The organism is Flavonifractor hominis (assembly GCF_040095835.1).
Taxonomy (GTDB): Bacteria; Bacillota; Clostridia; order Oscillospirales; family Oscillospiraceae; genus Flavonifractor; species Flavonifractor hominis.
This window is the reverse complement of sequence record NZ_JBBMFT010000001.1, coordinates 663985-689183: the sequence shown is the minus strand read 5'-3', so window position 1 is coordinate 689183 and position 25199 is coordinate 663985. Positions and strand designations below refer to the sequence as shown.

20 protein-coding genes are annotated in these 25199 nt (G+C 55.9%); 13 read left to right on the top strand and 7 right to left on the bottom strand.

Features of this window, described 5'->3' with window-relative positions; genetic code table 11:
* The first annotated feature begins 115 nt into the window (after positions 1 to 115).
* Positions 116 to 1060 (top strand): L-lactate dehydrogenase, encoded by a 945-nt coding sequence (locus WMO45_RS03515; protein WP_349139246.1) that lies wholly within the window; start codon positions 116 to 118, stop codon positions 1058 to 1060.
* A gap of 47 nt (positions 1061 to 1107) precedes the next feature.
* On the opposite strand, the gene WMO45_RS03510 is transcribed toward WMO45_RS03515, so the two are convergent.
* Positions 1108 to 2664 carry an N-acetylmuramoyl-L-alanine amidase family protein gene (locus WMO45_RS03510; protein WP_349139245.1) on the bottom strand — a complete coding sequence of 519 codons (1557 nt, stop codon included), beginning with the start codon at positions 2662 to 2664 and terminating at the stop codon, positions 1108 to 1110.
* A 195-nt stretch (positions 2665 to 2859) separates the two neighbouring features.
* On the opposite strand from WMO45_RS03510, the gene WMO45_RS03505 reads away from it, so the two are divergent.
* The 5 genes from WMO45_RS03505 (at position 2860) to WMO45_RS03485 (ending at position 8824) form a co-directional block, all read left to right on the top strand.
* Positions 2860 to 5106, top strand: a complete 2247-nt coding sequence (locus tag WMO45_RS03505; RefSeq protein ID WP_349139244.1) for a hydratase — start codon at positions 2860 to 2862, stop codon at positions 5104 to 5106.
* Positions 5107 to 5367: 261 nt separating this feature from the next.
* Positions 5368 to 6216: a hypothetical protein gene (locus WMO45_RS03500; RefSeq protein ID WP_349139243.1), complete on the top strand. Its 849-nt coding sequence runs from the start codon at positions 5368 to 5370 to the stop codon at positions 6214 to 6216.
* A gap of 99 nt (positions 6217 to 6315) precedes the next feature.
* Positions 6316 to 7209 carry a metal ABC transporter substrate-binding protein gene (locus WMO45_RS03495; RefSeq protein WP_349139242.1) on the top strand — a complete coding sequence of 298 codons (894 nt, stop codon included), beginning with the start codon at positions 6316 to 6318 and terminating at the stop codon, positions 7207 to 7209.
* The gene (locus tag WMO45_RS03490) at positions 7206 to 7976 is read left to right on the top strand and encodes a metal ABC transporter ATP-binding protein (RefSeq protein ID WP_349139241.1); all 771 of its coding nucleotides are present in this window, start codon (positions 7206 to 7208) and stop codon (positions 7974 to 7976) included. The genes WMO45_RS03495 and WMO45_RS03490 overlap by 4 nt, the downstream gene beginning before the upstream one ends.
* A complete protein-coding gene (locus WMO45_RS03485) occupies positions 7976 to 8824 on the top strand; it encodes a metal ABC transporter permease (protein WP_349139240.1) in 849 nt (282 codons plus the stop codon). Before WMO45_RS03490 ends, WMO45_RS03485 begins: the two co-directional genes overlap by 1 nt.
* Before the next feature lie 38 nt (positions 8825 to 8862).
* Here the strand turns inward: WMO45_RS03485 and WMO45_RS03480 are convergent, their stop codons facing one another.
* From WMO45_RS03480 to WMO45_RS03460, 5 genes are all read right to left on the bottom strand, one after another.
* Positions 8863 to 10833 (bottom strand): M28 family metallopeptidase, encoded by a 1971-nt coding sequence (locus tag WMO45_RS03480; RefSeq protein WP_349139239.1) that lies wholly within the window; start codon positions 10831 to 10833, stop codon positions 8863 to 8865.
* A 63-nt stretch (positions 10834 to 10896) separates the two neighbouring features.
* Complete coding sequence (locus WMO45_RS03475) at positions 10897 to 13008, bottom strand: sodium-translocating pyrophosphatase (RefSeq protein WP_349139238.1); 2112 nt, start codon at positions 13006 to 13008, stop codon at positions 10897 to 10899.
* A gap of 169 nt (positions 13009 to 13177) precedes the next feature.
* Positions 13178 to 14614 (bottom strand): TrkH family potassium uptake protein, encoded by a 1437-nt coding sequence (locus WMO45_RS03470; protein ID WP_349139237.1) that lies wholly within the window; start codon positions 14612 to 14614, stop codon positions 13178 to 13180.
* Positions 14611 to 15999 carry a Trk system potassium transporter TrkA gene (gene trkA / locus WMO45_RS03465; protein WP_349139236.1) on the bottom strand — a complete coding sequence of 463 codons (1389 nt, stop codon included), beginning with the start codon at positions 15997 to 15999 and terminating at the stop codon, positions 14611 to 14613. The genes WMO45_RS03470 and trkA overlap by 4 nt, the downstream gene beginning before the upstream one ends.
* Before the next feature lie 214 nt (positions 16000 to 16213).
* Entirely contained in the window at positions 16214 to 16900 is a 687-nt protein-coding gene (locus WMO45_RS03460; RefSeq protein ID WP_349139235.1) for a hypothetical protein, read from the bottom strand.
* A gap of 178 nt (positions 16901 to 17078) precedes the next feature.
* On the opposite strand from WMO45_RS03460, the gene udp reads away from it, so the two are divergent.
* From udp to guaA, 3 genes are all read left to right on the top strand, one after another.
* A complete protein-coding gene (gene udp / locus WMO45_RS03455; RefSeq protein ID WP_349139234.1) occupies positions 17079 to 17852 on the top strand; it encodes a uridine phosphorylase in 774 nt (257 codons plus the stop codon).
* Positions 17853 to 17919: 67 nt separating this feature from the next.
* Positions 17920 to 19227, top strand: a complete 1308-nt coding sequence (locus WMO45_RS03450) for an Ig-like domain-containing protein (RefSeq protein WP_349139233.1) — start codon at positions 17920 to 17922, stop codon at positions 19225 to 19227.
* A gap of 136 nt (positions 19228 to 19363) precedes the next feature.
* Positions 19364 to 20905, top strand: coding sequence for a glutamine-hydrolyzing GMP synthase (gene guaA / locus WMO45_RS03445; protein ID WP_349139232.1), 1542 nt, complete (start codon positions 19364 to 19366; stop codon positions 20903 to 20905).
* Between the two features lie 292 nt (positions 20906 to 21197).
* On the opposite strand, the gene WMO45_RS03440 is transcribed toward guaA, so the two are convergent.
* Entirely contained in the window at positions 21198 to 21728 is a 531-nt protein-coding gene (locus WMO45_RS03440; protein WP_009247529.1) for a helix-turn-helix domain-containing protein, read from the bottom strand.
* A 448-nt stretch (positions 21729 to 22176) separates the two neighbouring features.
* Here WMO45_RS03440 and WMO45_RS03435 point away from each other — a divergent pair, with 448 nt between their 5' ends.
* The 4 genes from WMO45_RS03435 to WMO45_RS03420 are packed head-to-tail and all read left to right on the top strand — an operon-like array spanning position 22177 to position 24926.
* Complete coding sequence (locus WMO45_RS03435; RefSeq protein WP_009247528.1) at positions 22177 to 22365, top strand: helix-turn-helix domain-containing protein; 189 nt, start codon at positions 22177 to 22179, stop codon at positions 22363 to 22365.
* Entirely contained in the window at positions 22366 to 23457 is a 1092-nt protein-coding gene (locus WMO45_RS03430; RefSeq protein WP_009247527.1) for a site-specific integrase, read from the top strand. It begins immediately after the preceding gene.
* Positions 23447 to 23782, top strand: coding sequence for a plasmid mobilization protein (locus WMO45_RS03425; RefSeq protein WP_009247526.1), 336 nt, complete (start codon positions 23447 to 23449; stop codon positions 23780 to 23782). Before WMO45_RS03430 ends, WMO45_RS03425 begins: the two co-directional genes overlap by 11 nt.
* Positions 23772 to 24926, top strand: coding sequence for an AAA family ATPase (locus WMO45_RS03420; RefSeq protein ID WP_009247525.1), 1155 nt, complete (start codon positions 23772 to 23774; stop codon positions 24924 to 24926). The genes WMO45_RS03425 and WMO45_RS03420 overlap by 11 nt, the downstream gene beginning before the upstream one ends.
* Positions 24927 to 25199 lie beyond the last annotated feature (273 nt).

Below are 25199 nucleotides of genomic sequence, written 5' to 3'. Positions count from 1 at the left end.
CTCCGCGTTTTTTTAAAATAAATATTGCAATTCATATAGGAATATAGTAATATATGGAGCGAAGGAAAGGAAACCGAGTGGACCGGGCATACTGGGTCCAAGGAGGAACGAGTTTATGAACAACATCCAGAAAGTAGCGATCATCGGCTGCGGCTTTGTCGGCTCCAGCATTGCCTTTACTCTGATGCAGAGTGGTACGTTTTCTGAACTGCTGCTCATTGACGCCAATCATCAGCGGGCGGAAGGGGAAGCCATGGACCTGTCCCACGGGCTGCCCTTTGCTCATCCCATGGACATCCGGGCGGGAAGTTACGACGATATCGCCGATTGTGCGCTGGTCATCGTTACCGCCGGCGCGGGGCAGAAGCCGGGGGAGACCCGGCTGGACCTGGTGCACAAGAACGTGGAGATTTTTAAGAGTATCATCCCTGAGGTGGCCAGACGCAATCCAAACGCTATTTTGCTCATTGTTTCCAACCCGGTAGACGTGCTGACCTATGCGGCGTGGAAACTCTCGGGCTATCCGGCCAACCGGGTGCTGGGCTCCGGCACGGTGCTGGACACTGCCCGGCTGAAGTACCTTCTGGGGGAGCGGCTGCAGGTGGACAGCCGCAGCGTGCATGCGGTCATCATCGGTGAGCACGGCGACAGTGAGCTGGCGGTATGGAGCGGTGCCAACGTCTCCGGCGTGCCGCTGGATCACTTCTGCGAGCTGAGGGGCTTCTATGACCACGACAAGGCGGACGAGTGGCTCCACCGGGAGGTTCGGGACAGTGCCTATGAGATCATCCGCCGCAAGGGTGCGACCTATTATGGCGTGGCCATGGCGGTCAAGCGCATCGTCCACGCCATTGTGCGGGATGAGCATTCGGTGCTGCCTGTGTCCAACCTGGTGCAGGGGCAGTACGGCATCGAGAACCTGTGCATGAGTGTGCCGGCTATCGTGGGGCGCAACGGGGTAGAAACCACCCTGGAAATCCCGCTGGCGGAGGAGGAGCATCGCGCTCTGGCCGCCTCGGCCCAGACCCTGCAGCAGGTCATCCAGAGCCTGGATCTGTAAAAAGACAAACAGCCTCCCCGGACCGTTGCGGTCCGGGGAGGCGTTTTTTACAGTGTGCTGAGGTAATTGGCGATGCCGGTTGCGATGCCTTCGGCCAGCTTTTGCTGATAGGCGTCATCCTGCAGTCTGGAAAGCTCCTCCAGATTGGACATGAATCCACATTCCACCAGTACGGCGGCCATGTTGGTCTCCCGCAGAACGGCAAAGTTGGCCGAGGAGATACCACGGTCGATCCCGCCGGTGGCGGCGCACACCGCCTGCTGTACAGCGGTGGCGAAATTCATACTGCGGGTGCTGGAGGGGTAATGGTAGGTGTAGATCCCCTGGAAGGAGGGGACGGTACCCGAGGCGTTGATGTGGATGCTGACAAACAGGTCAGCGTTGGCCGCATTGGCAATGTCGGCCCGGGTATAGAGGTCCACGGTGGAATCGCCGGGGCGGGTCAGTACCACATTATAGCCCTGCTGTACCAGGATCGTTTCCAGCTTGGTGGTGATGGCGAGGGTCAGGTCTTTTTCCAGTACGTCCTGTCCGGAGGCGTCGGGGTAGACGGCGCCGGGGCTACTGCCGCCGTGTCCGGCATCCAATGCGATGGTGTATGCATTGGGATTGGTAGGGGTGGTGGGAGTGGAGGGATCCGTTGGTGTTTCTGCGGGCGGGATAAGGGTAACGCGCACGTTGTTTGCACCGGCGGAGATGGCGACGTTGCCCGCGTAGGTAATGCCGTCCTTCAGGTCCAGGACTACCCGCAGCGTGTGGGGATATCCGTATCCCAGATCGTCCCCGTGCTGGTAGTAGCGCACGCTTTCCAGCAAATCGCTGTCCACCGGCAGGGTGGTGATCTCCCCGGAGTCAGCCCCGGTGGTGAGTACTGCGCCCAACAGATCGATGGCTACCCGGTCTCCCAGATCCAGCACCCGGTAAACCGGTGTATGGTCGGTGGTAATGGTAACAACATGGGCCTCAGCATCTACGGTGATGCCGCTGACATACCCATTGTCCCCCTCTTCCGGGACAACCGGCGTGGGAGAAGGCGTGGGGGTGGGGGTAGGGGTAGGGGTTGGTACGGGAGTCTCAGTATAACCAGGAGATGTAATCTGAGCGGTAAAGGTATCGTTGTCCCACTCCACGGTGGCACCCAGCTGTTCAGAGACAAAACGAAGGGGGACCATGGTGCTCTCCCGTCCGTCATATTTGACCACGCCCGCGGGAACGCCGTCGGGCAGCTGTACGCTCTGCCCATCCACCAGCGCGGTGTCCGAACCTAAGGTCAACACGATGGTCTTGTCCTCTTGCAGCAACAGGACCTGGCGGGTTTCCGGCACCCAGGTGACCGAAATGCCCAAGGCCTCCGCGATGAGACGTACCGGAACCAGCGTCCGGCCGTTTTGATCTTGCTGGGGATACTGCACCAGGGCGGGAGCATCTTCCGGAACCAGTGGAGCGCCGTCCAGCGTTAGGGTCACCTGATCGGTTTGGGTCAGTTCACCGTAACGCTGGCTGGACTCGTCATAGAAGTAGACGGAGAGCGTATTGACCGCTCCGACCGGCAAAAGTAAAGCCAGAAGTACAACTGTAAGCAAACAGGCGATGGTTTTTTTCATGGCAGAACTCCTCTGTGAAATATGCCACTATTCTACCGTATTCCGCATCACCCGTCAAGGAAACCGGGGGAAAAAGGTTAACATAAATTATGGATGCGCTTTTGTGCACTACTGTAAAAACAGGGAAATGCCTTGCACTTTGCCCTAAAAGTTGCTATCATAAAAAAGAAACACATACCAATGGAGGGGATTTCCATGCTGCATGTCACCAGTCATGGCGTGTATTATAAAAACGGCCGCTTTCTTCCGGTAGAGGACGGCCCTGCGGCCGGTTTGCCAGCCCCGGAAGAGGCAAAGAAGGGCACCATGGCCTATGCCATTCTAGAGGCACACAACACGGCGGAGGGAATGGACAAGCTGGCCATCCGGTTTGATGCCATGGCCTCCCATGACATCACCTATGTGGGTATCATTCAGACTGCCCGTGCCTCCGGCATGAAGCAGTTCCCACTGCCCTATGTGCTCACCAACTGCCACAACTCCCTGTGTGCCGTGGGCGGCACCATCAACGAGGACGACCATGTATTCGGCCTGTCGGCGGCCAAGAAATACGGCGGTGAATTTGTCCCCGCCCACCAGAGCGTCATCCACTCCTACATGCGGGAGCGGTACGCCGCCCCGGGCAAGATGATCCTGGGCTCCGACTCCCACACCCGTTACGGTGCTTACGGCACCATGGCCATCGGTGAGGGCGGCCCTGAGCTGGCTCGCCAGCTGTTGGAAAAGACCTACAACATCAGCTATCCCAAGGTCATTGCCATCTACCTTACCGGAGCACCCATCCCCGGAGTGGGTCCTCAGGACGTGGCACTGGAACTGATCCGCTCCACCTTTAAGGATGGCGCGGTGAAGAACGCGGTCATGGAATTCTTTGGCCCGGGTGTGGCCAACCTGTCCATGGACTACCGTTCCGGCATCGATGTCATGACCACTGAGACCACCTGCCTGTCCTCCGTGTGGCCTGCCGACGATACCCTGAAGGACCACCTGACTGTGCTGGGCCGTGGGAACGAGTTCAAACGCCAGGCACCCGCCGACGGGGCCTACTATGACGGGGTTATCGAGGTGGCACTGGACCAGATTCGGCCCATGATCGCCCTGCCGTTCCACCCCTCCAACGCTTACACCATCCAGGAGTTCAAGGAGAATATGGAGGACCTGCTCCACCAGGTGGATGAGGACACCGTGCACCAGCTCAAGCTGAAGAACAAGCCGGCCTCCCTGCTGGAGAAGATCGTGGACGGCCAGTTCCACGTGGACCAGGGCGTCATCGCCGGCTGCTCCGGCGGCACCTATCAGAACATTGTCCGGGCGGCCCAGATCCTGGACGGTCACGCCATCGGCGCCGACGAGTTCTGGCTGTCGGTCTATCCCACCAGCCAGCCCGTCAATCTGGAGCTGACCCGGAAGGGCTACATCACCTCCCTGATGGCTGCCGGTGCCTCCATCCGCTCCTGCTTCTGCGGTCCCTGCTTCGGCGCCGGGGATGTGCCCGCCAACGGGGCTTTCTCTATCCGCCACTCCACCCGCAACTTCCCCAACCGGGAGGGGTCCAAGCCCTCCGACGGGCAGGTGTCCTACGTGGCCCTGATGGACGCCCGGTCCATTGCTGCCACCGCCCTCAACGGCGGTGTGCTCACCGGTGCCGACGAGCTGCCCGACGCCCCTGTGGACCCCGCGGTGGAGCCTTTCTCCTACGATGATACCCCCTATAAGGCACGGGTGTATTTTGGCGTGGGCAAGGCGGACCCCAGCCAGGAACTGGTATTCGGGCCCAACATTGCCGACTGGCCTGAGCAGGTGGCTCTGCCGGAGAACCTGCTGCTTACGGTTTGCTCTGCCATCTACGATCCCGTTACCACCACCGACGAGCTGATTCCCTCCGGTGAGACCTCCTCCTACCGCTCCAACCCCATCAAGCTCTCCGAATTTGCTCTGAGCCGGAAGGATCCCCAGTACGTTCCCCGTGCCAAGGAGGTGCTGGCGGTGGAGAAGCTGCGCCGCACCGATCCGGACGCCCCTGCGGTGAAGGAGGCCCTCATGGGCCACGACGGCAAGGACACCGGTCTGGGCTCCCTGGTGATGGCCCTCAAGCCCGGCGACGGCTCTGCACGGGAGCAGGCCGCCTCCTGTCAGCGGGTGCTGGGCGGCGTGGCCAATCTGGCTGCTGAGTATGCCACCAAACGCTACCGCTCCAATGTGGTGAACTGGGGTATGCTGCCTTTCATCGCCGAGGGGGTCAAGGATTGGAACGTCCAGCCTGGTGACAAGCTGTATATCCCCGGCGTGCGCTCTGCCCTGGACAGCGGGGCCGAGGAGATTCCCGCCACCCTCATCCAGAACGGGGTGGAAAAGACCGTCACCCTGAAGCTGCCCGGCATGACCCGGGAAGAGCGGGATATCGTGCTGGCTGGGTGTCTCATCAACTATTACGCTAAGTAAGACATCCCGCTCTTCTCCGCCGCTTGCGGCGTACAAGCGTTTTGGGCCTATGGCCTAGGACCTTGATGCGGGGCGAATTTACTTCGCCCCAGCAGATTTTATCCGCCTTAGGGCCCCACGGAGTTTGATCCGTGGGGAGCGCGGGATATCGTTCTGGCCGGCTGCCTGATCAACTACTACGCAAAATAATGTTCCCTTCTGCGCAATCATTGCTCCCTCTCAAGTGTGTATCGGGTAGAAACACAGGAAGGAGGATCTGCCATGAAGCGTCTGCTCCGCGCCATTCCCTGTCTTCTGCTCAGTCTGGTCCTGCTGTGGGGGACCGCCTCTGCCGATGTGGGGCCCAAAGAGTCCCTTACCATCACGGTGGTCAACCCACCGAATGGGATATACTACCTGGACCTGCTCCACCAGGATGAAAGCGGCTCTGCCAATCTGAACCTGGGAGACTATGACCCAGCTCTGGTGGAGGGGCTGCGCAGCTGGGAGGGGGAGGGCTGGTATCCCGCCCTGGTACACGGCACCAACCCGCCGCTGTTTGGAGACCTGCTGCCAGGGGAGGATGGCACCCATACCTTCTCCTATTTTGGCCTTCCGGAGACCTTCCGCATTGCGGTATCTTCTGCCGACGGCGCCCAGGCCACGGCGGAGCCCTTTACCAGGACGGTGTTCCATACCGAGCTGGTATATGACTACGCCACCAATACCATCACCCGCTCCACCTCTACGGTGGGGTACTATCTCACACAGTTTCTTTCCACCCTGATCCCAACTTTGGTGGTGGAGGGAGTTCTCCTGTGGCTGTTCGGATTCCGTAGCCGGCGGAGTGTAGTGGTGTTTCTGGTGGTCAATCTGGCGACCCAGGCGGTCCTCCATATTCTGCTGGGCTCGTCTATCCTGGCAGTGGGGGCCCATTCCCTCTACTACCTGCTGTTACTGCCGGTGGAGGCTCTGATTTTGGTGGCGGAGGCGATTGCCTATGGCCTGCTGCTGCGGGACCAGAAGGCCATCCGCCGGGTTGGGTACGCGGTGTGCGCCAATCTGGCCAGCTACGCTGCCGGATTTTTACCGCTCCACCTGATGGCGCAGTTTCTTCTGGGCCGGTGGTAAAGAATTGTTTTACAGAATGGAAAAAGTGCGGTATAATACGATATGCTGGGTAGGAATTGCCCAGCATATCGTATTTTTTGTTTAGACAAGGGGATCTCTATGAAAAAATTGCTCGCGGCGGCCTGTACCCTGGGCCTCCTGCTCTCGGCCTGTTCCGCTCCCGCTGCCTCCCAGCCTGAGGACGACGGTAAGCTGCACATCCTGGCTACCACCTACCCGGTATACCTGTTCACCACAGCGGTGACCGAGGGAGTGGATAGCGTGGAGGTCAGTTTGCTCGTGAACCAGCAGACCTCCTGCCTCCACGACTATACCCTTACGGTCAATGACATGAAGGCCATCGAGGGTGCGGACGTGATCGTGATGAATGGCGCTGGGCTGGAGGACTTTATGGACGATGCCCTGGCGGCTTCCGAGGCGCCGGTAATCGACTGTTCCGAGGGCATCGAACTGCTGCCCGCCCTGGGGCATGAGGGCCATGACCACGATACGGAATACGATCCCCATATCTGGATGAATGAGGAGTCGGCCGCTGTGATGATGAACAATATTGTTCACGGCCTGGGGGAAGTGGATGAAGGCAATCTGGAGCGGTATACCGAAAACGGTACCGCTGCCACAGCGTTGCTCCCGGGCGATGATCCCCGGCTGGCAGAACTGACCTGTCCCTATCTCATCACGTTTCACGACGGATTCCAATACTTTGCCCAGGACAATGGCCTTACGCTCTTAAAGGCGATTGAGGAAGAGGAGGGTTCGGAGGCCTCTGCTGCTGAGATCCAGGAGATCGTCTCTCTCATCAGGAAGTATGATATTCCGGCTATTTTCACTGAGGTCAACGGCTCGGACGCTACCGCCCAGGCCATTTCTCGGGAGACTGGCTGTGAAGTTTATCAGCTGGATATGATCATGAGCGGCGACGGTACCGGTATCCAGCCCTATATTGATGCCATGCAGAAGAACATGGACACCATCGTGGAGGCGTTGGGATGAGCGTACACAAACATGGGAGTACCGGCCCGGGCTGTGCCGGGACCTGTTGCCTGAAGGTCAGTGGCCTGGGTGTCAACTTCGGCGGGGAAGAGGTGTTGAAGAACGTCTCCTTTCACCTGCACTGCGGAGAGATCGTGGCCCTGATTGGGCCCAACGGGGCGGGGAAGAGCTCTCTGTTCCGCACCATTCTGGGGCAGGTGCCCCACTCCGGAACCATAGAATTCCAGCGGGCCGGGGGCGACAAAACCCGGCCGCTCATTGGGTACGTGCCCCAGTCCCCCACCTTTGACCGGGGGGACCCGGTGAGTGTATTTGACTTTTTCTCCGCCGCCATCTCTGACTGGCCGGTGTTTTTGCCCTCACCCAAGCGCCTGCGGGAGCGGGTGCGGGCCTGCCTGGCCCGGGTGCACGGTGAGGGCCTGATGGACCGGCGGATGGGAGCTCTGTCCGGCGGCGAGCTGCAGCGGGTGCTGCTGGCCCTGGCGCTGGAGCCGCTGCCCCACATCCTGGTGCTGGACGAGCCCCTTTCCGGTGTGGATATCGACGGGGAACGGCAGCTGCTGGACATGCTGGATGAGATCCGGACCAGCTACGATTTGTCTATCCTTTTGTCCACCCACGATTTTGCAACCCTGCCCCAGTACGCGGACAAGGTCATCCTGCTTAAGAGTGAAGTGCTGCGGGTGGGGCCGCCGGATGAGGTACTCTCCTCGCCGGAATTCCAGGCGGTCTTCCACCTGGATTTGGGGAAGGGGGGACGAAACTGATGCAGCTGTGGTATTCTCTGGTGGGTCTGCTGCCCTTTGAGTGGGCCGCACCCGGCGCCATGTATTTCATGAAGAACGCCCTGCTGGCGGTGCTGGTGATTTCGCCGCTGTTCGGCCTTTTGTCCACCATGGTGGTGACCAACCGGATGAGCTTTTTCTCTGACGCGCTGGGTCACTCCGCCTTTACCGGCATCGCCATCGGCACTTTGTGCGGCTTTGCCGACCCTATGTGGTGCGCGGTTCTGCTGGCGGCGGCCTTTGCCCTGCTGTTCACTTACGTGCGCCACAGGTCCAATATGGCCAGCGACACGGTAATCGGCGTGTTTTCTTCCACTGCTGTGGCCTTGGGCATTTTTATCGCCACGCTGGATGGCGGTAGCTTTACCAAATTCAACAGCCTGCTCATCGGCGATATTCTCAGCGTGGAACCGGGAAAGATCGCGCTGCTGGCCGCCATTCTGCTGGTGGTGGTGGTGCTTTGGGTGTGTGCGTTTAACCAGCTGATGCTCGCTTCCATCCATCCCGCTCTGGCTGACAGCCGGGGGGTCAAAGTCTTCTGGCAGGAGGCGGTCTTCACTGTGGCCATCGCCGTGGTGGTCACCGTATCTATGACCTGGGTGGGCCTGTTGGTGATCAACTCTCTGCTGGTGCTGCCGGCGGCATCGGCCCGCAATTTGGCCAGAAATATGCGGCAATATCATCTGATTTCCCTGCTTGGAGCTATCGTGGCTGGGGTCGCAGGTCTTATGACGTCCTACTACATCGGCTCTTCGGCCGGCGCCTCCATTACGCTCTATCTGGCGATCTGGTTTGCCATCACCTTCCTGCTGCGGAAGACACGTATGTAAACAAAATTCCCCGGCGTCTTAGACGCCGGGGAATTTTTTTACCAACAGATGGGCTGGATAGCGGCCAATTCTTCCTGGTGAGCCTCCACCAGAACGGCCAACTCATTCAGGTCAGACTCGGTTCCCATGTCGTTGCGCATGGCATCCCCCTCCCAGTGGTAAAAGCTCAGGGTGATCACACAGGAAAGACCTTCCACTCGCAGCTCGGCGGGATCTCCGCCCCGTTCTTCCCCGTAGACCTCCGGGGAGAGATAACCCTTCCAGACCCCCTCCAAGCCATCTGCCGGCTCATAGTAATAATATTCCTTGTCCCGTCCGCCTGTTGCCTGGTCATCCTCCGGGGAATGGAGGGTGAGGAGTAGCCTGCGGCCCTCTGGGCCCTCATATTCCAAACAAACATAGGAATTTGGAGAAAACACTTGCAAAGCAGTTACTTCTTCCAGCGGTACAGGCTGTTCCAGCGGCAGGCCCTCTGCAGAGTCTACACGCAGGAGAGACATGGATCGATCACTCGCGGGAGAAGGGGAAGGGCCGCCGAAAAACAACGCTGTAAAGGTATATGCACCCAATTGTTCCGGCAGGCAGATGGCCGGATCGTAGGCTGCCACTTCCTCCAGCCCAACCAGAGGGCTGACGTCACGGGCAACAAAGCAGGCCTCACCAGTCTGGAAGCATACCGCCTCGTCCCGGGCAAGATCCAGTGTGTCGGCCAGCTCCTGGGCCCGGGCCTCGGCCTGGGACCAGAGGAGAGCCTGAGCGTCCTCACCGCTGCCTGCACTGCTTTGCGTGACTGGAACAAGCTCACCTGTTCGGACATAGTCCGCCAGAGCGGCGGCTACGGCAGCCACCTTCTCCAGATCCACCTGGTCGGGGGTGTCGGCGGGGCTGTGGAGCAGCTCGCCCAGCGAGGATCCGTCCTCCCCGGTCTCGGCGGCGCCTACATTGACGGCAGGGATGCCTTGCTGATAAAAGGTATTGTGATCGCTGTTGCCGGAGGGGGCGATCTCGGTCGTCAGCCCGGCCTTCTCCAACTGATCCTGGACGGCCTCCGCCAGGGGGGTGCAGTTGTCCGACAGGCTTACTACCTGGGTGCCCGCCCAGCCGATGGTGTCCAGGTTGATGACATTGTATTGGTCATAGGGGAGTCCGGCTTCCACCAGGGCGGCGCTGCCCCGCAGACCGTTGTCCTCCCCGTTGAAGGCGCAGAATACCACATCCACCGGCGGGGGATTCTCATCGCCGGAGAGCAGGCGCACCAGCTCCAGCAGAGCGGCGACTCCGGCGGCATTATCCACGGCTCCGGTATACACGGTGTCCCCATAAGAGCCCACGTGGTCGAAATGAGCCGTGAGCAGGATGGCCTGACTTCGGTCGTTCCCCGGCAGGACCCCAATCACATTGTGGAACAAATCCCGGTAGGTGGTCAGACCGCGCGAGAGGGACAGGTGTGTGCAGCCATCCAAAGCTTCATAGAGGGCGGGGTCCACCTTGAGCTGGGGAGTGGACGCGCCCAGACTGGGGTTGGCCGTCACCAGTTCCTGACAGAGGACGGTGGCCAGAGGAAGCTCTTCGGTCTGCACAAAGCTGGATGTAAGCAGGACCCGGTCGGCCAGCGCCGGATCGGATGGGTCAACGGTCACCTCTCCGGAAAAGCCGGTCCGGCCCAGATAGGGATAGAAGTCCTCACCGGACTGGAACTCCCGCGTGGTCCCGTCGGAGTAGGTAGCGGTGAGGATCTGGTTCTGAGTCGCCGAATCAAACACTTCCTGGATATAGGGAACCCGGTAGTCATCCGCATCGTCCCAGTAGCTCAGCCCGGAGTGCTGGAACTGCTGGGCGATGTAGTCCCGGGCCAGGTCATTGCCTTCGGTGCCGGTAAGCCGGCCCTTTCCTTCCTGGCAGAGGTAGGTGAGATCGGCCTCCAGAGCGTTGGGGCCCACCGGTGCGCCGCAGGCCGGAAGCAGGAGCAGCAGTGCCAGGGTGAGCGTGAGCGCACGCGTTCGTTTCATACCGTAGACTCCTCATAGACATACCGGCCCCATCCGCAGAAGATGAGGCCGGTATCTGCATATTCAGAACAGATGGATGGTGGTGATCAGGCCGGAGAACACGATGGAGACGGTGGAGCACAGCTTGATCAGGATGTTCAGGGAGGGGCCGGAGGTGTCCTTGAAGGGGTCGCCTACGGTATCGCCGATGACGGCGGCCTTGTGACATTCAGAGCCCTTGCCGCCGTGATGTCCGGCCTCGATGTACTTTTTGGCGTTGTCCCAGGCGCCGCCGGCGTTGGACATGAATACAGCCACCACAAAGCCGGTGACGGTCACGCCGCCCAGCAGGCCCACCACGGCCTCCGCGCCCAGAATCAGGCCGGTGACCACGGGGACCACGATGGCCAGCAGGGAGGGGAGGACCATCTCATGCAGGGCACCCTTGGTGCACAGGTCCACGCAGGAGGCGTAGTCGGGGTCTACTTTCCCCTCCATAATGCCGGAGATCTCGCGGAACTGGCGGCGGACCTCCACTACGATGGACTGGGCCGCACGCTGTACGCCGCTCATAGTGAGAGCCGCAAAAATGAAGGTAAGCATAGCGCCCACAAACAGGCCCACCAGCACGGCGGGATTGGTGATGGACAGATCCAGGTGCTCCAGCCGTCCCTTGACCACATCCACATAAGAGACCAGCAGGGCCAGGGCGGTAAGGGCAGCCGAACCGATGGCGAAGCCCTTGCCGGTGGCGGCGGTGGTATTGCCCAGGGAGTCCAGTGCATCGGTGCGGTTGCGGACTTCCTCGCCCAGGCCGCTCATTTCGGCGATGCCGCCGGCGTTGTCCGCCACGGGACCGTAAGCGTCAGTGGCCAGCGTGATGCCCAGGGTGGAGAGCATGCCAACGGCGGCGATGCCGATGCCGTACAGGCCCTTGGAGAAGAGCAGATCATAGTCGGCGCCGCCGGTGGTCAGGGAACCGCCGGCAGCCAGGAAAGAGACGATGATGGCGATGCCGATGATGACGATAGGGGCGGCGGTGGACATCATGCCCAGGGAAATACCGCCGATGATGGTGGTGGCCGCACCGGTCTCGGTGGAGTCGGCCAGCTTCTGGGTGGGCTTATAAGTATCGGAGGTGTAGTATTCCGTGAAGTAGCCGATGGCGCATCCGGCGATCAAACCCGCCAGGATAGCGGCGTAGACGCCCATATTCTCCGCGCCCAGCACAAAGTAGGTCAGAGGGGCGGCGGCCACCGCGGCTAGGATAGCAGCGGTATAGGTGCCTTTGCGCAGGGTGGCCAGCAGAGATTTCTGGGTGGCGTCCTCTTTGGTACGGATGAGGAAGGAGCCCAGGATGGAGCAGACCACGCCCACCACGGCGATGAGCACCGGCAGCAGCATGGCGTTCCAGGTCAGACCCTCGGCGGAATAGGCGGCGGCGCCCAGAGCGAAGGTGGCCAGAATGGAACCCACGTAGGACTCATAGAGGTCAGCGCCCATACCGGCCACGTCGCCCACGTTGTCGCCTACGTTATCGGCGATGGTAGCGGGGTTGCGGGGGTCGTCCTCAGGGATGCCGGCCTCCACCTTGCCCACCAGGTCGGCGCCTACATCGGCGGCCTTGGTAAAGATGCCTCCACCTACGCGGCCGAACAGGGCCATAAAGGAGGCGCCCATGCCAAACATGACCATAGTCTGGGCGATTTGAGCCCCCTCAAAGTGGGCAACGTACTTCAAAATGTGGAACCAGATGGATACATCCAGCAGGCCAAGCCCAACCACGGTGAAGCCCATAACTGCGCCGGAGGAGAAGGCTACGTTCAACCCGCGGTTCAGACTCTCGTGAGCGGCATTGGCTGTCCGGGCGTTGGCGGAAGTAGCGATCTTCATGCCCACGAACCCGGCAAGCCCCGACCAGATGCCGCCGGTGAGGAAGGCGAAGGGGATAAACCAGTTGTCCAGCATGTTGGAAAAGGCCAAAAGGAGCAAAATTACGAAGACAATAATAAAGATCTTTGCAACGGTGCTATATTGACGCTTAAGGTATGCATTTGCGCCTTTACGAATGGAAGAAGCGATTTTTTGCATCAGTTCAGTGCCCTCTGAGAAGCGCAACACCTTTTTTGCCTGTAGATAAGCGAAAGCTAAAGCGATAATTGCGCCTGCTAAACCGAGCCAAAACAGGTTTTCCATGAGTGTGTTCAACTCCTTTTTTTCTGGAAAGCCTTGCGTTGCAATGCTTTCCGCTTTCAAAGAACAATATTATCTTACTCCATGTTATGCCTGTTTGGCAAGAGTATTTAAAAAAAGAAAGCGTCAAATCAAAAGATTTGACGCTTTCTACAAAGACGGAGACGGTGAGTTAGGAACGCTTCCAGGCGCTTCCGCTGAAGAGAACCAGCACCGGCAGGACCTCCAGACGGCCGATGATCATGCACAGAGACAGGATCAGCTTGGAGAAATCAGAGAAGAAAGAGAAGTTCCCCATAGGACCAACGGCTTCCAAACCGGGGCCAATGTTGCCGATACAGGCCACCACTGCGGTAAAGGTAGTGCCAAAGGAGTTGTTATCAACTGAAATCAACAAAGTGGCGCCCAAAGTGATGAACAGGTAGGCGGCAAAGAAAATGTACACCGAACGGAGGGTATCCTCCTCCACCACACGGCCGTCCAGTTTGACTACATTGACCGAACGGGGATGGATGACCTGACGAATCTCACGCCGGATAGCGCGCAGCAACAGCAGAATACGGGAGCATTTGATGCCGCCGCCGGTAGATCCGGCGCAGGCGCCCACAAACATAAGTAAAATCAAAAGGACGCGGGAAAACTCCGGCCAGAGGTTGAAGTCCGTGCTGGCAAAGCCGGTAGTGGAGATAATGGTACCCACTTGGAACGCAGCGTGCCGAATGGCGCTGCCATCGTGGGGATACATATCCCAAATATTGATAGAAATCAGAACGATACTGCCGAATACAACGATGAGGAAGAAGCGCAGCTCATCGCTGCTCAGCGCCTGCTTGACCTTACCGCACAGCAGCAGGAAGTAGAGGCTGAAATTCACCGAGAAGAGGAGCATGAACACGGTGATAATAATCTCGATGGCCGGACTGCCATAGGCGGCAATGGAGACGTTTTTGACCGCGAAGCCGCCGGTACCGGCGGTAGCGAAGGAATTGACTATACTGTCGTACCAGGGCATACCGGCCATGCGCAGGCAGATGACCTCGATAAGGGTCATGACACAGTAGATGCCATAGAGGATCATGGAAGACTGCCGGGTCTTTGGCACCAGCTTGCTGACCACGGGACCGGGACTCTCCGCTTTCATCAGGTGAAGGGTACGCGCACCCAGACTGGGAAGCAGAGCGATGGTAAGGATCAGTACACCCATGCCGCCCAGCCAGTGCATGAACGAGCGCCAGAAGAGAATACCCTTGGGCAGCGGTTCTACCTCGGTCAGAATGGAAGCACCGGTAGTGGTGAAGCCGGAAACGGCCTCAAAGAAGCAATCGATGTAAGAGTTGAAAAAACCGCTGAAATAAAAGGGAAGCGCACCGAAAGCGGCCACCAACAACCAAATCAGTGCCACCGCGAAAAAGCCCTCGCGGGGAAAGAAATGGTCGTTGCTCTTAAGGAGAGAAAGGACAATGCCCACCACAACCAGCAGGGGGATGGTAATAAGGAAGGGAGAGGGATCTTCGCGGTATATCAGACAGACCAGAAGGGGGAGGAGCATTGCACAGGCTTCCACCAACAGGGTCTTACCAACAAGACGAAGGACAAGTTTATAATTCATTGTCCGCCTCCCAGATCCAGGAGAGAGTCATCATAGATATCATTGATATCCAGAATGCCGTGGTTGCGGGAGATCAGGATGACGGTGTCGCCAGCGGAGATCACGGAGGAGCCGTCCGGAATGACGATACGGCCCTGATGGACCAGAACAGCGATCAGAATGCCCTTTTTCAGGCGCAGATCCCGCAGGGGAACATCGCGGTAGCGGGTAGTCTCATTGACCATGAATTCCATGGCTTCGGCATGTCCGTCAGCGATCTTATAGAGGGCGTTCATAACGCTGCCCTTGGAATTCTGCATACCGCGTACCACCTGAAGAATCTGGCCAGCAGTAAGCAGTTTGGGTGAAATAACGCTGTCCAGACCGGCAGCGTGGGCAATGCCGGCATAATTCTGACGGTTGGATTTGGCAATGACCTTGGAAATGCCCTGCTGCATGGCAAACAGGGAAATAATAAGGTTATCTTCGTCACGGTCGGTCAGGGCCACAAACGCATCGGACGCTGTGACGTTCTCCTGCTCCAGCAGTTCCTGGTCGGTGCCATCGCCGCAGATCACCATAGCATGGGGGAGCATCTCACTCAAATGACGGCAACGATCCAGATTGCGCTCAATGATCTTTACGTGAATCCCCTGCTTTTCCAGCATTACGGCCAGATAATGGGCAATACGGCCGCCGCCGACCAGGAATACCGTACGGCATTTGGGGGTGTGACGGCCAAGCAGACGGAAAAAGGCGGTCAGACCGGAGGGCTCTCCGATCAGATAAAGCCGGTCGCCAGGCTGAGGGACAAACGAGCCGTCCGGAATGACCACCTCACCCTTAACCGTTTCGGCTGCGCACAGCAGCATGGGCAGTGTCTGCAGCTCGGTCTGTTGGGAAAGAGGCTGCCCAGCCAGGAAGTCGCCTTCCCGCACCCGGAAGCTGATCAACTCCACACGCCCGCGGCAAAAGGTCTCCAGATTGGCGGCAGAGGGGAAACGCAGCAGACGGGCGATTTCGATAGCCGTAGCCTGCTCGGGGTTAATCACCAGATCGATACCCAACTCATGTTTGAGCATGGACAACTCCATGGCGTATTCCACGTTACGGACACGGGCGATGGCAAATTTGGCGCCCAGCCGCTTAGCGGTCTGGCAGCAGATCATGTTGACCTCATCCAGACTGGTGGCGGCAATGATGATGTCTGCGGAGTCCACACCGGATTCCCGCAGAGCGGAGATGGAGGCGCCATTGCCCTTGACGCACATTACATCCAGGGCTTCCGAGGCGCGCTTGAGCGCGTCATCATTGGTATCAATGACCGTGACGTCGTGCTCTTCCTGGGAGAGGTGCTCCGCCAACGCGAAGCCCACTTTTCCGTCGCCCACGATAATGATTTTCAAAACTCTACTCATCCTTTCAGGACACGATCGTATGTCCTACACACGTTGCATGGCATATCTTAACTCAAACTGTGGTAGCATGCAAGTGTTTGATCTGATTTTCTGTAAAAAGCGGATGGTTTTTGCAGATTATTTCCAGCACACAAAACAAAGAGGAAAAACATGGAATAAAAAAGCCCCCGGCATATACCGGGGGCTTTTCTGATGCGGAATGTCAGATGGTCCACTCACTGTGGACGAGTCCAATCAAGTACCACTCATTTTCATAGGGCTGCAGCACAACTTTCAGCGAACACCAGTCGTAGCCATTCATAGCTGGGTCCAGTCCTGAATAGTAGTACTCCACAAAACGGGCATCCGGATAGGCAGCATCCACGTTTTCCAATGCGTTGCCTGAGCTGAGCACTTTATCTATACTGATTTGAGGCGCTTGTGTATAGTCAGCATTGAAAACATACCGGTCAAAATAATCCGCCATAGTCAGTCGGATGGGAGTGCCGCTGCCGTCCATTGTCCCCCAGACATACAGTGCATCATCCTCCGGGATCTGGCTGACCTGTTGAGGAGTAAGGGTGCGATCACCATCCGTGGAGACTGTGGAATATGGGGTCAGCGATACACCGGACAGAGGGTGAACAAAAGTGGAAAGGGTATCGTAATCTTCTGCTTTCAAAGCCTCCAATATTTGACCGGCCCGTTCGACCAGATGGGGATTATCTTCCGGATCCAGGCTCGCTGTGGGAGGTGCGGAGGCTGATAATGTGGAGTTGCGCACAGGGGAGGCCACAACTGCGGCCTGGACGGGAGGATGAAAGGCCGGGGAAAGGCCGGTGCCCAGCAGCAGCCCAAGAAGAAGGCCGGATGCGAGTGCGGTCATGGAGCACAAGACAGTCTTTTTCATGGCTCACACTCCTCTCCGGGGAAAAATACAATCGATTCTTTCATAGTCCCCTATTCTAAAGGTAAGACAGGGGAAATGCAACAACAAAAGGTTACAAAAACGGATGGATATTTGTACAGCTTGCAAATGAAGTGTGGAATTGCTATACTAACCTTATAAAAAAGTGAGGTGAAGCGCTGTGCATGAGCATGAGCTGCAGTTTCATATCCAATGTGGACCAGGAGATGTGGGGCGCTACTGTTTCCTGCCTGGAGACCCGGGGCGGTGCGAAAAAATTGCGGCCTATTTTGACCACCCGGTACATGTCCACAGCAATCGGGAATACAACGTCTATACGGGAGAACTGCTGGGGGAAAAGGTCAGCGTCTGTTCCACGGGGATCGGCGGGCCTTCTGCGGTTATTGCCATGGAGGAGCTGCACAACATCGGTGCGGATACGTTTATCCGGGTGGGCACCTGCGGCGGCATTGCCTTACCGGTAAAAAGTGATGATGTGGTGATTGCCACCGGCGCCATCCGCCATGAGGGGACCAGCCGGGAGTACGCACCCATTGAATTTCCCGCCGTGGCCGATTTTCAGGTGCAGAACGCACTGGTAGAGGCAGCCCGCAGGTTGGGAAAACCATGGCATGCGGGGGTAGTCCAGTGTAAAGATTCCTTTTATGGACAGCACGACCCGGAACGGATGCCGGTGAGCAGAGAACTGCTGTATAAGTGGGAGGCATGGAAGCGTCTGGGCGTACTGGCCTCAGAGATGGAGTCAGCGGCACTGTTTTGCTGTGCAGCGGCGCTGGGGGTGCGCTGCGGTTCCTGTTTCCACGTGATCTGGAACCAGGAGCGGGAACGGGCCGGACTGGATCAGATGGAGAGCCACGATCTTTCTGCTGCGCTGGAGGTCGGGATTGAGGCGGTCAAACTTTTGATCCAGGCTGACCGGTCCGGGACCTGCTGAGACGGGTGCATATTCTTCTTGTTTTGGTAAAGACTATGGACGATTACCAAACAAGGAGGTCATAGACTTGAACCATCGCATCTTCCTGCGCCGGGCACTGTTTGCCTCGGTGCTGGCGGCGGTACTGGCGGCTGGCAGTCTGCCCGCATCCGCCTTTTTCCTGTGGGATCAGGAGGATACCGTCCCCACGGTGGCGGAGGTCACCAAGAATGGTCCGGCTGGTCAGCCGGTCGTATTTTCGGCGGAGGACTTCGTTGTGGAGGACGGGGAGGATACGCTGTCATCCATTACCATCACCCGGCTTCCCGACGCCCAGGCCGGGATGCTCACCCTCGGCGGGCAGCCGCTGCAGGCGGGTGATGTGGTGCAGAGCGGCGCCATGGATGGGCTGAGTTTTCTGCCCCTGGAGGGATCTGCGGCTACTACGGCGGAATTTTCGTTCCTTCCCGTGTTCTCCAGCGGCGTCAGCGGGGAGGAGACCACGGCTCAGATCTATTTGCTCAGTGAGGAGAACAACGCACCGGTGGCAGAGAATCTGGAGCTGAGCACCTATAAGAATGTGGCGATCACAGCGGAGTTTGCCGCAGTGGATCCGGAGGGCGATCTGCTGAGCTACCACATTATCAATAAGCCGGCCCGTGGTGCGGTTACGCTGTCAGAGAACAGCAGCAGTTTTGTGTATACGCCTTATGAAAACAAAACAGGTAAGGACTCTTTCACCTATGTAGCGGTGGATGCGGTGGGCAATGCCTCTGACCCGGCCACGGTGAAGATTCGCATTGCGAAGCCGGATACCAAGGTAAGCTATGCTGATATGGATCAGAACCCGGCCCATAAGGCAGCCATCCGTCTGGCAGAAGAGGAGATCTTTGTAGGTGAGTGCATGGGTGGAGAATACTTTTTCCAACCGGACACGCCGGTGAGCCGCAGTGAATTTGTGGCCATGACCATGAATGCTGTGGGCCTGGAGCGGCTGGAAGATGTGGAGCGCACTGGATTCTTTGACGACAGCGCCATCCCGACTTGGGCCAAGCCCTATGTATCCTCCGCCCTGCAGGCGGGACTGGTTCAGGGCAGCCCGGATGCGACCGGTCAGATCGTGTTCCAGGCTGACCAAAACATTACGGCGGCAGAAGCAGCGGTGCTGCTGGATCGCGCACTTCAGGTAACCGATGTCTCTATGGACGCAATGAAGGCCGAAGAACAGGTGCCTGCGTGGGCGGCCCAGTCGGCGGCAAATCTGGCTACGTGCGGCGTGGTGCAGGCTCAGGGTGACCTGCAGACCACACTGACTCGGGCAGATGCGGCTGAGATGCTCTGTTCCGCACTGGAACTGATGGACAGCCGGGACAGCGGAGGACTTTTTTCCTGGTAGAACGCAAATGCGGCCGGGCACAGTGTGTCCGGCCGCATTTTGGATAAGACTTGCGCTTTTTGTCGGAGTGTGGTATTCTAAACCATAAAATAAACAGTTGCCATAAGGCACAGACTGATAGAAAGAAGGATAGAGAATGTCCCATCAGACCGTTGTTGTCCTGGACTTTGGCGGCCAGTATAACCAGCTCATTGCCCGTCGTGTGCGCGAGTGCGGCGTATACTGTGAGGTAAAGCCCTATACAACGCCCCTGGAACAGCTCAAGGCCATGGAGCCGATTGGCTTTATTTTTACCGGGGGTCCCAATTCCGTTTACGAAGAAGGAGCGCCCAAGGCCGACCCGGCTATTTTTACGCTGGGAGTGCCGGTGTTGGGGATCTGCTACGGTTGTCAGTATATGGCCCATACACTGGGGGGACAGGTGACCGAGGCCCAGGAGGACACTGCCCGGGAATACGGAAAGACAGAGACATATTATGACACTTCCTGTAAGATTTTCCGCGGCCTTCCGGAGCGTGGTATTTCCTGGATGAGCCATGGGGATTACATGGCCAAGGTGCCGACTGGTTTTGCACTGGTGGCTCACAGCGATGCCTGCCCCAACGTGGCCATTGCGGATGAGCAGCGCGGGTTTTATGGTGTGCAGTATCATCCGGAGGTCAACCATACGGAACACGGTGTGGATATGATCCGCAATTTCCTTTATGAGGTATGTGGTGCTGTGGGCGATTGGTCGATGGGGGATTATAAGAAAACCGCCATTCAGGCCATTCGTGAAAAAGTGGGGGACGGTAAGGTCCTGCTGGCGCTGTCCGGCGGTGTGGACTCGTCTGTGGCGGCTGCTCTGCTGGCGGAAGCGGTAGGCAGTCAGCTTACCTGTGTCTTCGTGGATCACGGCCTCATGCGTAAGAACGAAGGCGATGAGGTGGAGGCGGCCTTCTCCCGCTGGGACATCAACTTTGTCCGGGTAGACGCCGAGGCCCGCTTCCTGCTGAAGTTGGCCGGTGAGGCGGAGCCCGAGCGCAAGCGTAAGATCATCGGCGAGGAGTTTATTCGGGTCTTTGAGGAAGAGGCCAAGAAGATCGGACGGGTGGACTATCTGGTGCAGGGCACCATTTATCCCGATGTCATCGAGTCTGGCGCTGGGGACGCTGCCGTCATCAAAAGCCATCACAATGTAGGCGGCTTGCCTGACTACGTGGACTTTAAAGAGATCATTGAGCCCCTGCGGCTCCTCTTTAAGGATGAGGTTCGTCAACTGGGCCGTGAGCTGGGGCTGCCGGAGTACCTGGTCATGCGCCAGCCCTTCCCGGGCCCTGGCCTGGCTATCCGCGTCATCGGTGACCTGACCAAGGAGAAGCTGGATACCCTGCGGGAGGCCGACGCCATCTACCGGGAGGAGATCGCCGCCGCTGGCGAGGACAAGAACATCAACCAGTATTTCGCCGTGCTCACCAACACCCGCAGCGTGGGTGTCATGGGCGACGGTCGGACTTATGATTACACCTTGGCACTCCGGGCAGTGACTACCAGCGACTTCATGACCGCTGACTGGGCCCGCATCCCCTATGATGTGTTGGACCGCATCTCTACCCGTATCGTCAACGAGGTCAAGGGAATCAACCGTATCGTCTACGACATCACCTCCAAGCCCCCGGCGACCATCGAGTGGGAATAAATCGAGTTGCTTAAAAAAGCCAGTGTTTATGCGGGTTTCAGCGATTTCGATTAGTCTTTTGATAACAAATTGATAACAGTCATAGCAAGTGCCATTATTCTTGTTATCCAGTGGTTTATGGGTAACGGAACAATTAACAGGTGGCTTGCAGACTAAAGTTCGGAGCTTGGCTCTGAACAAATTCCATATTATAAACTAAGCCCTTAGCTGTGGTTAATAACCATAGTTAAGGGCTTTTTTGTCGTTGCCAAAGCATCTGTAGGGAGCTGCCAGTGGCAGGTCCTGTAGGTGCTTATTTATCTTTCAAGTGGTCTTTGAATGCTTCCACGAGAGCGTCACTTAATTCCTGTGATGGAACTTTTGCCCAACGCTGTGTGGTGTCGAACTCTGGATAATGGTAACGCCAGTTATCGTATTCTTCTCTGTTGATTTCTTCGGAAGATAGCTTGTCTGCCTGTTCTTTCCAAGCATACAGCATTTTGAGGAGTTCATATGCTTCTCTGCCTTTGTCCTTGTTGACCTTTAAGCATACCTCTCCGTCTGCTTCACTGACAGTAAGACCGTAAATATCTTCAAGGGTAAACAGAGTGTGCATAAGACCGATATAGCTGTCTATGTCAGGAACATCAAGAGCCTGTGGAGAAACATCAAGCACCTGTGCCAATGCATTTGTAAGGTCTGCTTTCGGTTTGCGTGTACCAGTTTCGTACTGTGCCAAACGCACATCAGCACTCTTTTCTGGAAAACCGATTGCTGTACCGAGATACTTTTGTGTCATACCACGCATTAGTCTGAAAAAATGTATTCTTTCGCTGATAGCCATAATGATACGCTCCTTTTATATTTAGTGAAATAAGTATAGCAGAAATGTTTAGTGGAAGTCAAGAAAAACCGAAACAAAAATGTTTAATATTTTCTTTGCAACCACTTGACAATAGCAAATATGTTTAGTAAAATAAATTACGAATTAAACAAATATGCTTAATGCGACAACTGAATGACCGTCCGAAAAGCCAAACCGCCAAGACCTCGTCGGAGCAAGTTCCGTATCGTTCGCTTGTGTGCAAGCACAAAAGCTCATTCGCTGCACTGCTCCTCCTCTTCCCCAAAAGTCTCCGACTTTTCGGGAACCCCTATACGAGCGAGCGCCTGATGTACTGCGGTGCATTGGGACAGCACAGCGCCTGCCGACAAGCAGGAGTGCCTGTTGGAACTTTAACACGGAGAAAGCGGCAAGCAAAAAATTATTTTAAGAAAGGAAGAAAAAGGATATGGAAAACAGATTTATCCGAGCCGAAGATGTGGCTCAGGAACTAAACGTATCAAAACCTTATGCATATAAACTCATCAGACAATTAAATGAGGAATTGAAAGCAAAGGGCTTTATTACGATTGCAGGGCGTGTAAATCGCCAGTATTTTTACGAAAGGCTCTACGGAGCAGGAAAGGGGGAAATGTAAATGCCGGTATTTAAGAATGAAGATAACGGTACTTGGTATGTGATGGCAAGGTATGTGAACTGGAAAGGGGAACGCAAGCAGAAATGCAAGCGTGGCTTTGCTACCAAACGAGAAGCACAGGAATGGGAAAGAATGTTCAAATTGCAGACTTCTTCAGACCTTGATATGAGTTTTGAAGCCTTTACGGAGCTTTATATCAATGATGTGAAGAACCGTTTGAAGGAAAACACGTGGCTTACCAAAGAGCATATCATACGCACAAAGATACTTCCGTATTTCGGGAAACTGAAAATCAGCGAGATTTCCACAAAGGAGATTATTACTTGGCAGAATGAAATGCTTGCCTATCGTGATGAGAAGAAAAAGCCTTATTCACAGACGTATCTGAAAACGCTGCACAATCAGTTGTCCGCCATTTTCAATCACGCTGTCCGCTACTATGAACTGCGTTCCAATCCTGCGGCAAAGGTGGGAAATATGGGACGTGAGGAACACAAGGAAATGCTGTTCTGGACAAAGGAAGAATACAAGAAATTCTCTTTTGAGATGATGGACAAGCCTGTTTCCTTTTATGCGTTTGAAATGCTTTACTGGTGCGGTATCCGAGAGGGCGAGCTGTTAGCTTTGACTCCGGCAGATTTCAACTTTGATAAGGAAACAGTCACAATCAATAAATCCTATCAGCGTTTGAAAGGGCAGGATGTGATTACTTCTCCGAAAACGAAAAAGAGCAACCGCACGATTAAAATGCCGAAGTTTCTGTGTGAGGAAATGAAAGAATATCTCGGTATGCTTTACGGATTGAAGAAGAAAGACCGTATCTTTACGGTGACGAAAAGCTATCTTCATCACGAGATGGACAGAGGGGCAAAGGCGGCAGGCGTGAAGCGTATCCGCATTCACGATCTCCGTCACAGCCACATTTCACTCTTGATTGATATGGGCTTTTCTGCGGTGGCGATTGCTGACCGAGTTGGTCACGAAAGTATTGATATTACTTATCAGTACGCACACCTCTTTCCGTCAAAGCAGATTGAGATGGCAGAAAAATTAGATGATTTAGGGAAAGGAGATTTTGAAAATGTCAGCTAAGAACAGAGATAACAAAAATCGTTGGAGGAATATCACAGTAGGGTTTCGAGTATCGCCCGAAGAAAACGAACTCATTAACAGAGCTGTAGCTCTATCAGGATTGCCAAAACAGGAGTATTGTTACCGCCGTTGCTTAAATCAGGATGTGGTGGTACAGGGCAATCCGAGAGTGTATAAGGCGTTGAAAACGGAATTTGCCACAGTCCTTGCGGAACTGAAAAGGATTGAAGCAGGAAAAGGTGTGGATGATGAACTGCTGAGTGTAATAGAACTGATTTCCATTATTCTCGGCGGTTTGAAAGGAGAGGATGCGAATGGAGAATAAAAAAGAAATGACTATTCCAAATGTATCTGCGGCAACAGATGCGGAACAGTCACTTTCCAAATGTACTGACAATAGTATAGTCAATCAGGATACGGATTTCAAGGGGTACGAGCAATCTTTTGAAGAAATGCAAAGGGAAATACTCAGACAGTTAGACCCTTCCTATCTGAAAACAGTATCAATGACAACGCTGTATGATACGGTGTTTGAGGTTCAGACACCACTTATCGACGGTCTGCTCCAAAGGGGAACTTACCTTTTCGTAGGTTCCCCGAAAGTGGGAAAGAGCTTTATGATGGCACAGCTTGCCTATCATATCAGCACAGGCACACCGCTTTGGGAGTATAAGGTGCGTAAGGCAACGGTGCTTTATTTTGCCCTTGAAGATGATTACCCACGTTTGCAGAAGCGATTGTTTCAGATGTTCGGTGCAAAGGAGACAGGCAATCTGTATTTCGCAACGGAATGTAAAACGGTCAATGGCGGACTGGAAGAACAGATAAGAGGGTTTATGAGGGAACACCCAGACACAGGCTTGATTATCATAGACACCTTAAAGCGTGTGCGTGAAGCAGGCGGAGCAGATTACAGCTACGCAAGTGATTATGATGTTGTGGCAAGGCTGAAAGCGTTGGCAGACAGTTACAAGGTTTCAATGCTTATTGTTCATCATACACGCAAACAAAAATCGGAAGATATATTCGATATGATTTCAGGCACGAATGGTCTGATGGGTGCGGCAGACGGTGCATTTGTTCTCAGTAAGGACAAGCGTACTTCCAACAATGCCACACTTGATGTTGCTGGCAGAGACCAGCAGGATATGAAAATCCATCTTGTAAGGGACAGCGAGCGATTGGTGTGGAACTTTGCAAAATCGGAAACGGAGATGTGGAAAGAACCGCCCGAACCTCTGCTTGAGAAGATAGCGGATACGCTCTTTTCGGAAAGTGACAGATGGGAAGGAACTGCTTCGGAACTTTGCGAAAGGCTTGCGGTGGATATAAAGCCGAATGTACTTTCTTTAAGGCTCAGTATCAACGCAAGCAGGCTGTTTCGTGATTACGGTATCCGTTATCAGAACAGCCGCACACACGACGGAAGAAAGGTTTCACTTTGGAAAGAAACCGAGCAGACGGCGTGACAAACGGTGTCAAAGGTGTCAATGTTTTTGAGAGCAGCACGCTGTGAAAAACATTGTCACCATCGTCACACTTTGACACCGGATAAAGTTTAGGGGAGTGTGCAGAGAGTGCCTTTTCAAAGGCGGCTCTTTGGTCTCGCCTGCTGGCTCGGTCGGTTCGCAGGCGTGTGTGCCACCGGCACACGCTCACCCCTCGGAGAGCCTTCGGAGAACGCAAAACCTGTTTACAGGTCGCATTTTTGATGGGTGTACCCGTCAAAAGTGCTTTTGCGT

Bases quoted from the DNA above. Each gene is read 5' to 3' on its own strand.
- WMO45_RS03515 (WP_349139246.1), top strand. From the start codon at position 116: ATGAACAACATCCAGAAAGTAGCGATCATCGGCTGCGGCTTTGTCGGC.
- WMO45_RS03510 (WP_349139245.1), bottom strand. From the start codon at position 2,664: ATGAAAAAAACCATCGCCTGTTTGCTTACAGTTGTACTTCTGGCTTTA.
- WMO45_RS03505 (WP_349139244.1), top strand. From the start codon at position 2,860: ATGCTGCATGTCACCAGTCATGGCGTGTATTATAAAAACGGCCGCTTT.
- WMO45_RS03500 (WP_349139243.1), top strand. From the start codon at position 5,368: ATGAAGCGTCTGCTCCGCGCCATTCCCTGTCTTCTGCTCAGTCTGGTC.
- WMO45_RS03495 (WP_349139242.1), top strand. From the start codon at position 6,316: ATGAAAAAATTGCTCGCGGCGGCCTGTACCCTGGGCCTCCTGCTCTCG.
- WMO45_RS03490 (WP_349139241.1), top strand. From the start codon at position 7,206: ATGAGCGTACACAAACATGGGAGTACCGGCCCGGGCTGTGCCGGGACC.
- WMO45_RS03485 (WP_349139240.1), top strand. From the start codon at position 7,976: ATGCAGCTGTGGTATTCTCTGGTGGGTCTGCTGCCCTTTGAGTGGGCC.
- WMO45_RS03480 (WP_349139239.1), bottom strand. From the start codon at position 10,833: ATGAAACGAACGCGTGCGCTCACGCTCACCCTGGCACTGCTGCTCCTG.
- WMO45_RS03475 (WP_349139238.1), bottom strand. From the start codon at position 13,008: ATGGAAAACCTGTTTTGGCTCGGTTTAGCAGGCGCAATTATCGCTTTA.
- WMO45_RS03470 (WP_349139237.1), bottom strand. From the start codon at position 14,614: ATGAATTATAAACTTGTCCTTCGTCTTGTTGGTAAGACCCTGTTGGTG.
- WMO45_RS03460 (WP_349139235.1), bottom strand. From the start codon at position 16,900: ATGAAAAAGACTGTCTTGTGCTCCATGACCGCACTCGCATCCGGCCTT.
- guaA (WP_349139232.1), top strand. From the start codon at position 19,364: ATGTCCCATCAGACCGTTGTTGTCCTGGACTTTGGCGGCCAGTATAAC.
- WMO45_RS03440 (WP_009247529.1), bottom strand. From the start codon at position 21,728: ATGGCTATCAGCGAAAGAATACATTTTTTCAGACTAATGCGTGGTATG.
- WMO45_RS03435 (WP_009247528.1), top strand. From the start codon at position 22,177: ATGGAAAACAGATTTATCCGAGCCGAAGATGTGGCTCAGGAACTAAAC.
- WMO45_RS03430 (WP_009247527.1), top strand. From the start codon at position 22,366: ATGCCGGTATTTAAGAATGAAGATAACGGTACTTGGTATGTGATGGCA.
- WMO45_RS03425 (WP_009247526.1), top strand. From the start codon at position 23,447: ATGTCAGCTAAGAACAGAGATAACAAAAATCGTTGGAGGAATATCACA.
- WMO45_RS03420 (WP_009247525.1), top strand. From the start codon at position 23,772: ATGGAGAATAAAAAAGAAATGACTATTCCAAATGTATCTGCGGCAACA.